This is a genomic window from Dyella terrae (assembly GCF_004322705.1).
GTDB classification, from domain to species: Bacteria; Pseudomonadota; Gammaproteobacteria; order Xanthomonadales; family Rhodanobacteraceae; genus Dyella_D; species Dyella_D terrae.
Genome location: NZ_SIZZ01000001.1, coordinates 1,087,706 through 1,100,188 on the forward strand (window position 1 = coordinate 1,087,706; position 12,483 = coordinate 1,100,188).

Consider the following 12,483-nt stretch of genomic DNA (forward strand, 5'->3'; position numbering starts at 1 on the left):
GGGCGACTTCGTGGTGCTCAGCCCAGCGCGGACTGTCCTTCTTTCTTGCGGTAGTAGGGATTTTCGCCGCCCTGGTGATCCGTAACATCGCGTACCTCGGTAATCTCCGGCACGCGCTCGCGCAGGGTCTTCTCCACGCCGTGCTTGAGCGTGACATCGACCATGCCGCACCCGTGGCAACCCCCGCCGAACTGAAGAAGCACCACGCCGTCCGCACTCACTTCAAGCAACGTGATCCGGCCACCATGGGAAGCGACGCGTGGATTCACTTCCGCCTCAAGCACATAGCGCACGCGCTCGACCAGGCCAGACTCCAGGCCCGGCAGTTCGCCCTTGATGCGTGGGGCGCTGATATTGAGCTGGCCACCGGTCAGATTGGGCTCGTAGTCGATGCTGGCACCGTCCAGCCACGAGGCGCTGTTGCCGTCGATGTGGAACAGAAAGCCCTCGCACTCGACCGTCCATTCGTTGCCGGAGAGCTCGTTGGGCTCACAGAATTCGAGTTCGCAATTGGCTGCAGGCGTACCCGGCGAGGTTACTGACAAGCGAATGCTCAGCCCCTCGATGCCTTGCTGGGAAAGAAGGCGCAGGAAGTGTTGCTGCGCGCGTTCGGAAATGTCGATCATGCCTGCTCCACGTCTGATCCAGGTGCCGTCTGACTCCGGCGACCGAAACAGCACCATTTTAGTCCTATTTCGGCAAACGATCCATCGCTTTACTTTTTATCGGGCAACTTCGACCCTTGCGACCTTTGCCTCGCTCCAGGAACTGCCATGACGATCGCCGACCTCGCCAACCAGCATTGCATCCCGCGCAAGGGCCCCGAAAACGCGCTCAATGCCACCCAGGTCAAGGCACTGCTGGCCGAGCTTCCGGGCTGGACTGTGACGGCCGATGGCAAGGCGATGGTCAAGGACTTCAAGTTCAAGGATTTTCACCACACGCTGGGCTTCATCAATGCGGTGGGATTCATGGCCAACCAGGAAGATCACCATCCGGACCTGGAGGCGGGTTACGGCCACTGCCAGGTGCTGTGGTCCACGCACGATGTCGGCGGTCTCTCGTTGAATGACTTCATCTGCGCCGCGCGCGTCGAAACCCTCCTCGCCCACTGATCGCCCCTTACCCGCAGCCCGCATGACCGACACCTCCACACGCCGCTGGCTTATCGCGGCAAGCTGCGTGGCGGCCGTGCTGGCGTGCCTGTGGCTGCTGGGTTGGATCGGCAGGGAAACCACGCGCGCGCATCTCCTGCACGAGGCCGAGCATCGTCTTTGGGTCGCTGAGTACGGTGACCCCTTGTGGTCGTGGGAGCTGCGTAAGCCACGCGACCTGGTGGCGCAGAAAATCTTCGGCCATGTGCAGCTGTCGACCGATGACGAAGGCCTGCTTGCCACCTCGACCGATGGCTCGGCATTTGAAGTGGGCTTGCCTGTTCGCTCGCCCATGGACGTCGCGCACTGGCCGCTGCTGCAGGTTGTCCTGCATGTCTCAGCACCGACGCAGGTGCGAGTCCTCTGGCAGGTTGATCGCACCGCCGCCATCTGCACCTCCGATCAGTCCTACGACGTCGATGCCGATGAACCGATGCTTGCCATCCCCCTGGACGACGTCACGGGCAGACAAGCCGATGGCAGCGCCTGCCCACGCCCGACGGTGATCGCCTGGCTGCTTCGGTTACGGATGACGATGCCCGCCCAGGCCAGCGTCGCCTTTCGTCGCGCAGCGCTGATCACGCGCGCCCCGCCCGTCACGCCGAGCCAGCCCGCCAGCGCCTCCGGGATGAAGCCGGGCGACATGCTGGCGCTACCTCCGCTGGCGCGCGTCCATCTCGATGGGCGACAGGGAGCCAATGACTGGCTGGCCACGCGTGATCGCCTCCTGCCCCGGGCGCCCTCGGCCGTCATCACCGTCGATGGCGATCATGCGCAGCCCGCCCCGGCGGAAGGTCACCTGGAACACGGGGCTGCTGCGCTCTGCGCCGCTTATCTGGCCGTGCTGGCCTGGCTCGCATGGCGTCCCCGTCCCCGATGGGAACTTCCGGCCATCCTCTTCGGCTTGCTTTGGCTGATCGCCGGGCTGCAATGGGGCACGGACTTCGCCCGACCTGCCGCACTCGCCTTTCTGGCTGCCGTGCTCTTCGCGGCCTGGCGAGGCTGGCGGACACGGCCGCATCCCTGGCGCTGGCTCGGATCGTCATTTCCGGCATGGCTGTCACCGCTGGCACTGGTGCCGGTGGCCGTATTGCTCGCCTGGCTGGAAGGATCCGGATGGACGGCGCCCCTGTGGCGGCACGCCCTGACCTACCTCGGCTGGGCCGCGCTACAACAGTGGCTGATGCTGGCCGTGGTGCTGCCACGCGCCGAGGCGTGGCGAACACCGAAGCCGGTGGCCTGGATTGCCACCGCCCTGGTCTTTGCCCTGCTGCACACCCCCAATGGGGCGGTCATGCAGCTGTGCTTCCTGGCTGAGCTGGCCTGGGCGGCGTGCTTCCTGCGCTGGCGCAGCATCCTGCCCATCGCCGTCGCACACGCGCTGTGCGCCCTGATCGTTGAGGCGGGCCTGACCGGCGGACTAATCCGCTCGCTCGAGGTCAGCGCGCGCTTTTTCCTTTAGTTCCAAGCCGATCCAGGAATGTCTTCAAGTCATCTGGCAGCGGCGCGGAAAACCCGTAAGCCCTGCCATCCAGCTCGAAGCTCATGTGCGCGGCGTGCAGGAACAAGCGCTGCAGGCCCTTGGCTTTAAAGCGCTTGTTCGCATCACGATCGCCGTACTTCTCGTCACCTGCCAGCGGATGGCCGACATGTTGCGCATGCACGCGGATCTGATGCGTGCGGCCGGTGCCCAGCGTCGCCTGCATCAGGCGCGCGCCGGTGTACTGCTCCATCTCGCGGAAAAAAGTGAGTGAGGGCTTGCCGTTATCCGCCACTCTTACCATGCGCTCGCCACCCTGGAGGATGGATTTGAGCAGGGGTGCGTTAACGTCGAACTTGGCCTTGCCCGGATGACCGGTCATCAGGCAGAGGTACTGCTTGGTGACCGTGCCTTCGCGAATCGCGGCCTGCAGGCCGGTCAGGCCAGCCCGGGTCTTGGCGAACACCAATACCCCGCTGGTGTCGCGATCGAGGCGGTGGACCAGTTCGATGTGGTCTTTGGGGCGACCCGCGCGGATAAGCTCGATCGCGCCGTGGCTCACGCCGCTGCCACCGTGGCTGGCAATCCCGGCCGGCTTGTCGATGACGATGAAATGCTTGTCCTCGAAGATGACTGCATCCAGGACAGCCTGAACCATGGACGGCGGCGGCCCCTTGTCCACCGGTCGTTCGGCGACGCGAACCGGCGGAATTCGCAGCGTATCACCCGCCACGAGACGGTGATCCGGCTTGGCGCGCTTGCCATTCACACGCACCTGCCCGGTGCGCAGGAGCCGGTAAATCATGCTCTTGGGCACGCCCTTGAGGATGGTCATGAGCGCGTTGTCGATGCGCTGGCCGTCCCGCTCGGGGCCGATCTCAACTTGACGCACACCTTGAGGTGCGTCATGGGAAGTTACCGTCTGCATTGAAAAAAACCTGACTAGATAGGATACTCGGCCAGCGCTATGTCCTGCCCGCCGATGTTCGGCGGTTGCGAGGACGCCCGCCCGTGACGCCGGCGAGGATAGCGACGGTTCGCCACCCCGGCAGCCGGTCGCTGCTCCCTTTCATCGTAACGGTTCGGGTTGTCGTTTGTCCGGCTCGAATGACGTGCCGGGGCGGCTGGCGCAATGCCACGAATACCCCGGAACCGGAAACGGTGCCGTCATTTTGCCGCTTAACCGCAGCGGCGCGATCCCCGGCAGGCCGCCCTTTCGGCGCCACCGCGGCACGCGACGCGCGGCAAGCCAAGGGAATCTCACAATGAAGCGCATGTTGATCAACGCAACTCAGCGGGAAGAGTTGCGTGTGGCCATCGTCGATGGCCAGACTCTTTACGATCTCGATATCGAAATCCCCTCTCGCGAACAGAAAAAGGCCAATATTTACAAAGGCCGCATCACTCGCGTCGAACCCTCCCTGGAAGCCTGCTTCATCGACTATGGCGCCGAGCGCCATGGCTTCCTGCCGCTGAAGGAAGTGGCCCGCGAGTACTTCACGCCGGGCCTGGATCCCAACAAGGCCAACATCCGTGACCTCATCAAGGAAGGTCAGGAAGTGGTCGTGCAGGTCGAAAAGGAAGAGCGTGGCAACAAGGGCGCCGCCCTGACCACGTTCATCAGCCTGGCCGGCCGCTACATGGTCCTGATGCCGAACAACCCGAAGGCCGGCGGTGTCTCCCGTCGCATCGAGGGTGAAGATCGCCAGGCCCTCAAGGAGGCGCTCGAGCACCTCACCGTGCCGGACGACGTCGGTCTCATCGTGCGCACCGCCGGCATGGGCCGCGACGCCGAAGAGCTCCAGTGGGACCTCGATTACCTGCTGCAGCTGTGGAAGGCCATCTCGGCCGCCGCCAGCGCCCAGAAGGCGCCCTTCCTGATCTATCAGGAATCGAAGCTCTTCATCCGCGCCCTGCGCGACTACCTGCGCAATGACATCGGCGAGATCCTCATCGACGAGGAATCGCTGTACCAGGACGCCCGTGAGTTTATGCAGCAGGTCATGCCCAATGCCCTGCGCAAGCTCAAGCTGTACAGGGACGACACCCCGCTGTTCTCGCGCTACCAAATCGAAACACAGATCGAGAGCGCGTTCGACCGCCAGGTGCGCCTGCCCTCCGGCGGCTCGATCGTCATCGACCAGACCGAAGCGCTGACCGCCGTTGACATCAACTCCTCGAAGGCCACCAAGGGCAGCGACATCGAGGAAACGGCGTTCAACACCAACCTGGAAGCGGCGGTGGAAATCGCCCGCCAGCTGCGCATCCGCGATGCCGGCGGCCTGATCGTGATCGACTTCATCGACATGGACAGCCCCAAGCACCAGCGCGAAGTCGAAGAGCGCCTCAAGGAGGCCCTCAAGCTGGACCGCGCCCGCGTGCAGATCGGTCGTATCTCGCGCTTCGGCCTGCTGGAGATGTCGCGCCAGCGCCTGCGTCCTTCGCTGGGCGAAGCCACTCAGAATGTCTGCCCGCGTTGCGATGGCCACGGCCATATCCGCAGCGTCGAGTCGCTGGCGCTGTCGACCCTTCGTCTGATCGAAGAGCACGCCATGAAGGACAACACCGGCCAGGTGCTGGTGCAGGCCCCTGCGACCGTGGCCAACTTCATGCTCAACGAGAAGCGCGCCAGCGTCGTTGAGATCGAGCTGCGCAACAAGGTCCATGTGGTGATCGTGGCCGATGACAAGCTTGAAACGCCGCACATCGAAATCCAGCGCATCCGCGAAGCGGACATGGGCGACCACAGCAAGCCGAGCTACGAGCGCCTGACGGCGGTCGAAGCCTCGCCGCTGCCGAAGATGGGCCAGACACTGGGTAGCAGCGAACAGCCAGCCGTCAGCGGCGTGGTCCCGGCCTCGCCGGCCCCGCTGCGCGAAGAAGTCGCCGCTGCTGCCGCAGCAACACAGCCGGCTGCTCGTCCGGCCGCCGCCCCGGCGCCGTCGGGCGGCATTGTTTCGCGCCTCCTCGGCTGGTTCCGTGGCGCTTCCGAGCCGGCTCCGGCCCCGGTCGAAACCAAGCGCGAGTCCTCGCAGCCGCAACAGCGCAACCAGCGCCGCGACGAACGTGGTCGCGGTCAGCAGGGCTCGGGCCAGGGTCGCCAGCAGCAACAGCAGCGCCGTGAGCCGCGTGAACCGCGCGAGCAGCAGCCCAAGCAAAACCAGCAACAGCAGCAGGGCAAAAAGGGCCAGCGCGGCAACGAGCAGCAGAACGCGCGCCAGCAGCAGCCCAAGCAGGATCAGGGCAAGCAGGATCAGCAGCCGCGTCAGCCCCGGCAGGAACAGGGCCAGCCGAACGAACGCAAGCAGCAGAATCCGCAGCAGCCGAAGCAGGAACAGGCACAGAAGCAGGCGCAGGAACCGCGCCAGCAGCGCCAGGCCGCGGCCTCGCAGCCTGCCGCAGAAGCCCAGCAGCCCCGCCCGATCCCGGCGGCGCCCGTGGCCGATGAAGCGAAGGAACTGGAACTGGCCCAGGCCGCGACCGACGTCACGGTCGAGGGCGGCGCACCTGCAACCTCCACGGAAGGCGACGGCAGTCAGCCGCGTCGTCGCCGTGGCCGTCGTGGTGGTCGCCGCCGCCGCCGTCATGACGATGCCAATCCGGCCCATGCCCAGACGGACGCGTCGGAAGACGGCGTCGATCTGGACGATGAAGATCGTGAGGAAGACATCACGGACAGCCATGCCTCGGCCGCGCCTCATGCGGAAGTCGCGCCGACGGCGAAGTCAGCCGATAGCGTGATGGCAGCAACGGTGGCCACGGCCGCCGCCAGCATTGCCGTGGCTGAAGCCGCGCAACCGGTCATGCCCATTGCCGGCCCGGTTGAGCCGGCGCCCGTGATCGAAACCGCCGCCCCCGTCCCGGCCGCCTTCAACCTGCCCGTGCTGCCGCCGATTCCGGCGCGCAACGAGGAACCGGCGGAAGCTGCGGAGGCACCGGCTGCCGTGGTCGCCCATGCAACCCACGCGGTCGAAACGCATGTCGAGCACGTCGCTTCCGACGTAACCGAATCGTCGCGTGCGATTCCGGTGGTCGATACCATTGTCGAGGCCGCCACAGTCGTCACGACGGACGCGAGCCCGGTCCTTGAGGCCCAGCAGGCCGAAGCCGTGGTTACGCACTTCGAGCAGCCCGTCTTCGAAGCTCCTGCGCTGAAGGAAATCGTGTCTGCGCCAGCGGAAGCCCTGGCCGAGACGCCTGAGCCTGTTGTGACCCACGTGGTCGCTGCTCCGGCGCAGGAGACGTCGGTGGCCGCCGTCGAACCGGAAGCTTCCACGGTGCAGACCGGACAGGACGTCCCCGCCCCGGTCGAGCAGCCGGCCGAGACGGCTCCGGCCATCCTGCCCAAGCAGGGTGACCTCCTGGCCCATGCAGGCCTGCATCACCACGATGCCGAGCCTGCCGCATCCGAGGAACCCGCGGTGGACAGCGAAAGCGACAAGCAGGACCAGCATCGTCATTCCGGCGGCTGATCCAGCCTGTACTGACGCATGAAAAAGCCGGACCTTGCGTCCGGCTTTTTTTGTAGCTGTTATCCGTTGTCGGGGGCTATCCGCCCACCTGATTGTTATGCGTATCGAGCAGACCGTGGATGGTCATCAGATGGGCCAACCCCACCACATGGTCGACCTGGAGCTTTTCCATCAGCCGCTGCTTGTAGGTGGACACTGTTTTCGGACTCAGATTGAGTTGCTCACCAATGATGGTGAGGGCTTTGCCCCTGACCAGCATCATCGCGACCTCCAGCTCACGGCTCGACAACGCGTCGAACGGCGAGCCCTCACCATCGAGGGTTGCCAGAGCCAGCTGTTGTGCCACCGTCGGCGCGAGATAGCGTCGACCGCCTGCGACCTGGCGAACCGCATTCACCAGCTCCTCAGCCGTGCAGCCCTTGGTGAGGTAACCCAGGGCGCCGGCGTCAAGCAGACGCTTCGGAAAACGCGCGTCATCAACCACCGTAATGATGATGATGTGGGTCGCCAGCTTGCTGCGTGCCACGCGCTCTGTCAGCTCGATGCCACTCATGCCGGGCATATGAACATCCACGAGGGCGATGTGCGGCTCATGTGCTCGAATCAGCTTCAGACCCTCTTCGGCCGTGCCCGCCTCACCGCAAACCCGAATATCTGGCTGCTGCTGCAGGATCATCCGAAAGCCCGTGCGAACGAGTTCGTGATCGTCGATCAAGACCAGATTGATCACCCGGCCACCCTCCTTGGGAAACTATTAGGAAATTAGGCTGCATGCATTAGTCCAATGCAAGCACCGAAAGTCGCACCCGTCTGGTTGAGACCTTCCCTCATGCCCACTACCGCTGGGTTTCGTCTGAGGCGTCCTAAGTATGTTTCATCCCCCCAAGGGGGTCTGTCAGCGCGGACCTACGGTTACTTGGCGCCTCATGAGCCAATCATGAGCGCAAAAGAGCCTTGTTTTTTCAGCAGTACACCGCATCGGGGCCGATCGACATCCGCCCAGGCACCCTGATGCCAGCCACCGATCCCAAGTCGCGACGAATCCCTAAGATCGTGCCGCCATGTGCACGGAAACGCGCCTTGCCAAATTTCAACGACGGCGATGCATCTCCGCATCACGCCGGGCGTCGCGGTGGCGCATGAAAGGACCGTCGATGGCTGATCGAACAGCCAGGAAAATAGGAAACGCCACCGAGGCGCTGTAGCACGCAATTTTGAAGAGCACGGATTCCCCCTACAGGAATACCAGCAAAAATGTGCGCTGGTTCGCAAATTTGAGCGAAATCTATCCACAAGGCCAAGCTGCGGCGCAGCAATAGGAGCATCCGATGCGACGCCACCCACCTCAGACCAAGGCGGTTGGCCCAGCTAACACTCGGCGCACAGCGTCGAACCCCTTGATCCGTTGCAGTAATTCTTCGGAAGAGCCACGTCGGGACTTCGCCGATCGACAGCCTGATCGCACCGTGTGGTCCGATCGCAAGCAGGAATGGGCGGGCCTGATTTTGGACAACGGTCATTTCGACGCCGCGCCCAGCACCGACCTCGAAGCACGTGGCCTATGGTTCTGCCATGCCTTCGGCGCCTCGCCCACCATGTTCCGCCGTGGCGCCGAAGCGAGCTCCGACTGCGGCCGGGCACTACCTTATGACAAGGGCATGTGTCTCGAAGCCGGGAAGACCTGCATGCTCAGCGTGCCCCCGCCCGCGCCGGACAAATTGTCCTGGTCAGTCATCGTGCATGACGTCGAAACCCGCAGTCAGGTCCTCACGATCAAGGCAAGGCGGCATGGCGCTCGTTGCTTGAACTGAAGAATGCCGCCACATCCGGATCCGCCGATCTCTGTGTGGGACCGAAGGCGCTCGCGGGCCAGGAATCACACGGGATCAAGACGATTTCCCGCCAAGGATGATCTGTATATTTCCGTGTGCAGGGGCCGCAACAATCAGCTTTCGACAGAAGCGGCAAATCCGCGCACTTCGCCGAGGTGAAGTGATACGCACGCCGCTGGCGTCTCCATCGCATCTTGCAGATATGGTGCCCGGAGTGGGGATCGAACCCACATAGCCTTGCGGCTGAGGGATTTTAAGTCCCTTGCGTCTACCAGTTTCGCCATCCGGGCACGGAGCTGCGATCGCGGCGCATCCTAACATGTGAGATTGCCCCGGCCCTGACGCATCAAAACATGCGGCATGACCGCCGTTATGAGCTTCGCCCGTCGTCTGAGCGACATGCAACAAAAAAGCGCCCATGGGCGCTTTGATGATCGTCATTGGAGGCCAGAGTCGGAATCGAACCGGCGTACACGGCTTTGCAGGCCGCTGCATAACCACTCTGCCATCTGGCCGATGACGCACGAATCGTAACCAAAAAAATTACGCTTCGCCTTAAAAAACAAAACCCCGGAAAACCGAGGTTTTGCAGAATCTGGAGCGGGAAACGAGACTCGAACTCGCGACCCCGACCTTGGCAAGGTCGTGCTCTACCAACTGAGCTATTCCCGCATCGGAGTCAGAAATAATAGCAGCAAATCTGACTTTGTGAAGACCCTGCGACAACTTTTTTTCACATTTCACCGCTGAGACGCGCCCTGATCGCGGTGTTCCGGAGACCGGAAAAACAAAGCCCCGGACAGGGTCCAGGGCTTTGTTTGAATCTGGAGCGGGAAACGAGACTCGAACTCGCGACCCCGACCTTGGCAAGGTCGTGCTCTACCAACTGAGCTATTCCCGCATCGGAGTCGCGCATTGTAATGGCTAAATGACAGTCGTCAAGCATTCGTTGAATGCGACGTGGAATCCGTTTCCACGCCATCACGATGAGGCGGCTCGCCGCGCATCATGGGCCATGCGGCGCGCAGGTAGTAGAAACCGGACCAGATCGTAAGCACGCCGGCAATCACCAGAAGTCCTTCACCAATGTGATAAAGGCGAAGCGCTTCTGCACTCTTTTCGTGCTGCACGATCAACACCACCAGGGCGACCATCTGCATGGCGGTTTTCAGCTTGCCGACAAAAGCGACTTTCACGGCCGCCCGCATGCCGATCTCGGCCATCCATTCACGCAAGGCCGACACGCTGATTTCGCGACCGACAATGATCGCCGCAGTCACCGCCATCACGATACCCGGCCACCCACCGCGATGGGCTTCGACCAGCAGGAACAACGTCACCGCCACCATCAGCTTGTCAGCGACGGGATCCAGGAACGCGCCGAAAGCCGAGGTCTGGTTGAGGCGTCGCGCAAGATAGCCATCGAGCCAGTCGGTGATGGCAGCCAGTATGAATACGATCGCCGCCGTGATGTTGTGCCCGGGGAACTGCCAGTAAAACACCACCACCATCACCGGCAGCAACGCGACGCGGAACAGGGTCAGCCAGGTGGGGAGATTGATGTGCATGTCGTTCTTCAAATCCAGTGGGAGCAGTGTCGCACGCCCGAGCCTGGTCGGGGGTGAGGAATTGCCGCTGGCCATCCGTGCGATACCGCAACAATCTTGCGAAGGCGAACGTGGCAACCTGCGTCCTCAGCCATGCAATGCCGCATAAATGCGTTCAGCCAGGCCGCGATCAATCCCCTTGATGCGCATCAGTTCTTCGACGCCCGCGGCTTCCACGCCCGCCAGACCACCAAAGGCCTTGAGCAGCGCCGAGCGCCGACGCGCGCCAATGCCAGGCACGTCCTCCAGCACGCTTCGTTCGCGCGCCTTTTCACGCCGCTTGCGATGCCCGCTGATGGCAAACCGGTGCGCTTCGTCACGCACCGCCGCGACGAGATGCAACGCGGGCGAAGCCGGACCGGGGTGCAGATTCCGGCCCGAATCCGCCAGCACGAGGGTTTCCTCACCCGCGCGACGACCGGGCCCTTTTGCGACACCGACCACGTGAATGCCTGCAACGCCCAGCTCCTTCAGGACGCCCAGCGCCTGTGCCACCTGGCCGCTACCGCCATCGATGAGCAAGACATCCGGTGAAGCACCCTCGCCTTCGGCCACTTTGCGGAACCGGCGCGTCAGCGCCTGGTGCATAGCCGCGTAGTCGTCGCCCGGTGTGATGCCGGTGATGTTGAAGCGACGGTAATGGGACTTCTCAGGACCTTCCGGACCGAAGACCACACACGAGGCCACCGTTGCCTCACCCATGGTATGGCTGATATCGAAGCACTCGATGCGCCGCGGCGATTCGTCCAGCTCGAGCAGCTTCTGCAAATCGTCGAAGCGGGCGCCCAGGGTCTGCCGGCTGGCGAGACGAGCCGTCAGCGACGCCTGCGCATTGCGCTCTGCCATCTGCAGGAAGCGCGCGCGCTCGCCCCGCACGCTGTGCTTCAGCTCAACGGTCCGACCGGATTGTTGCGTCAGCAGATCCGCAAGAATGTCCTGATCGGAAATGGGTTCGCCCAGGATCAGCTCCCGCGGTACCGGACGGTCGAGGTAATACTGCGCGACAAACTGGGACAGGACATCGGCGGGCTCGGCGTCCAGCGGCAGGCGCGGAAAGAAGTCGCGCGTGCCCAGACTGATGCCGTTGCGGAAAAACAGCACGCTCACACATGCCATGCCCGACTCGATGCGGCAGGCAATCACGTCCATGTCCGCGCTTGCGCCCTGGACGTGGTGCTGTGCCTGCAGCTGACGCAGCGAGGCCACCTGGTCGCGCATGGCGGCTGCGCGCTCGAACTCCAGCGCCCTGGCGGCCTTGTCCATGTCCCCGGCCAGCTCATCGATGACGGCGCTGCTCCGTCCTTCGAGGAACATCTCCGCATGACGCACGTCGTTGCGGTAATCCTCGACGGTAATCAACTGGACGCATGGCGCCGTGCAACGGCCGATCTGATGCTGGAGACACGGGCGCGAGCGATTGCGGAAATAGCTGTCCTCGCACTGCCGCACCTTGAACAGCTTTTGCATCAGATTGAGACTTTCGCGCACGGCGAACGTACTCGGATACGGCCCGAAGTAGCGCCCCGGCATGTTCTTCGCGCCGCGATGGAAAGCCAGTCGCGGATAGTCCTCGCCACCCGACAGATAAATGTACGGATAGCTTTTGTCGTCGCGCAGCAGGATGTTGTAACGCGGCTTGAGCGACTTGATCAGCTGCGATTCGAGCAGCAGCGCCTCGCCTTCCGTGCGCGTGATGGTGATTTCGGCGCGTGCGATCTGAGCCACCATCGCCGCAATGCGCGGCTCCATCCGTGGCTTGAGAAAATAGCTGCCGACACGCTTCTTGAGATTGCCCGCCTTGCCCACGTACAGCAGCTCACCGTCCGCATCGAAGTAGCGGTAAACGCCGGGTGACGTGGTGAGGGTACGAACGAAGGCCTTTCCATCGAAGGCCGGCATCGGATCGGGCTGCATGCCCTTAATTCTAGCGGTTTTGCG

The 12,483-nt window shown here is 63.3% G+C and carries 9 protein-coding genes and 4 tRNA genes; 4 read left to right on the forward strand and 9 right to left on the reverse strand.

What is annotated here, in order from left to right; genetic code table 11:
* Nucleotides 1–17: 17 nt before the first annotated feature.
* Nucleotides 18–626: an NfuA family Fe-S biogenesis protein gene (locus EYV96_RS04910; RefSeq protein ID WP_131150357.1), complete on the reverse strand. Its 609-nt coding sequence runs from the start codon at nucleotides 624–626 to the stop codon at nucleotides 18–20.
* A 147-nt stretch (nucleotides 627–773) separates the two neighbouring features.
* Here EYV96_RS04910 and EYV96_RS04915 point away from each other — a divergent pair, with 147 nt between their 5' ends.
* Both EYV96_RS04915 and EYV96_RS04920 read left to right on the forward strand, forming a co-directional pair.
* Entirely contained in the window at nucleotides 774–1,115 is a 342-nt protein-coding gene (locus EYV96_RS04915; RefSeq protein ID WP_131150358.1) for a 4a-hydroxytetrahydrobiopterin dehydratase, read from the forward strand.
* A 22-nt stretch (nucleotides 1,116–1,137) separates the two neighbouring features.
* Nucleotides 1,138–2,616, forward strand: coding sequence for a CPBP family intramembrane glutamic endopeptidase (locus EYV96_RS04920; RefSeq protein WP_131150359.1), 1,479 nt, complete (start codon nucleotides 1,138–1,140; stop codon nucleotides 2,614–2,616).
* Here EYV96_RS04920 and EYV96_RS04925 read toward each other — a convergent pair.
* Complete coding sequence (locus EYV96_RS04925; RefSeq protein WP_131150360.1) at nucleotides 2,594–3,562, reverse strand: RluA family pseudouridine synthase; 969 nt, start codon at nucleotides 3,560–3,562, stop codon at nucleotides 2,594–2,596. The two genes, EYV96_RS04920 and EYV96_RS04925, sit on opposite strands and share 23 nt — an antisense overlap.
* A 337-nt stretch (nucleotides 3,563–3,899) precedes the next feature.
* On the opposite strand from EYV96_RS04925, the gene rne reads away from it, so the two are divergent.
* Nucleotides 3,900–7,106, forward strand: coding sequence for a ribonuclease E (rne, locus tag EYV96_RS04930; RefSeq protein ID WP_131150361.1), 3,207 nt, complete (start codon nucleotides 3,900–3,902; stop codon nucleotides 7,104–7,106).
* 76 nt (nucleotides 7,107–7,182) lie between these two features.
* On the opposite strand, the gene EYV96_RS04935 is transcribed toward rne, so the two are convergent.
* The gene (locus tag EYV96_RS04935; RefSeq protein WP_131150362.1) at nucleotides 7,183–7,836 is read right to left on the reverse strand and encodes a response regulator; all 654 of its coding nucleotides are present in this window, start codon (nucleotides 7,834–7,836) and stop codon (nucleotides 7,183–7,185) included.
* A 736-nt stretch (nucleotides 7,837–8,572) separates the two neighbouring features.
* Between EYV96_RS04935 and EYV96_RS04940 the strand changes: the two genes are divergently transcribed.
* A complete protein-coding gene (locus EYV96_RS04940; protein ID WP_131150363.1) occupies nucleotides 8,573–8,917 on the forward strand; it encodes a hypothetical protein in 345 nt (114 codons plus the stop codon).
* A gap of 224 nt (nucleotides 8,918–9,141) precedes the next feature.
* On the opposite strand, the gene EYV96_RS04945 is transcribed toward EYV96_RS04940, so the two are convergent.
* From EYV96_RS04945 to uvrC, 6 genes are all read right to left on the reverse strand, one after another.
* Nucleotides 9,142–9,228, reverse strand: a tRNA-Leu gene (locus tag EYV96_RS04945).
* A 151-nt stretch (nucleotides 9,229–9,379) separates the two neighbouring features.
* Nucleotides 9,380–9,453 (reverse strand) — tRNA-Cys (locus EYV96_RS04950).
* A gap of 81 nt (nucleotides 9,454–9,534) precedes the next feature.
* Nucleotides 9,535–9,610: transfer RNA gene (locus EYV96_RS04955), tRNA-Gly, on the reverse strand.
* Nucleotides 9,611–9,763: 153 nt separating this feature from the next.
* Nucleotides 9,764–9,839 (reverse strand) — tRNA-Gly (locus EYV96_RS04960).
* 37 nt (nucleotides 9,840–9,876) lie between these two features.
* The gene (gene pgsA, locus EYV96_RS04965; protein WP_131150364.1) at nucleotides 9,877–10,506 is read right to left on the reverse strand and encodes a CDP-diacylglycerol--glycerol-3-phosphate 3-phosphatidyltransferase; all 630 of its coding nucleotides are present in this window, start codon (nucleotides 10,504–10,506) and stop codon (nucleotides 9,877–9,879) included.
* 126 nt (nucleotides 10,507–10,632) lie between these two features.
* Entirely contained in the window at nucleotides 10,633–12,459 is a 1,827-nt protein-coding gene (uvrC, locus tag EYV96_RS04970) for an excinuclease ABC subunit UvrC (RefSeq protein WP_131150365.1), read from the reverse strand.
* Between the last annotated feature and the right edge of the window lie 24 nt (nucleotides 12,460–12,483).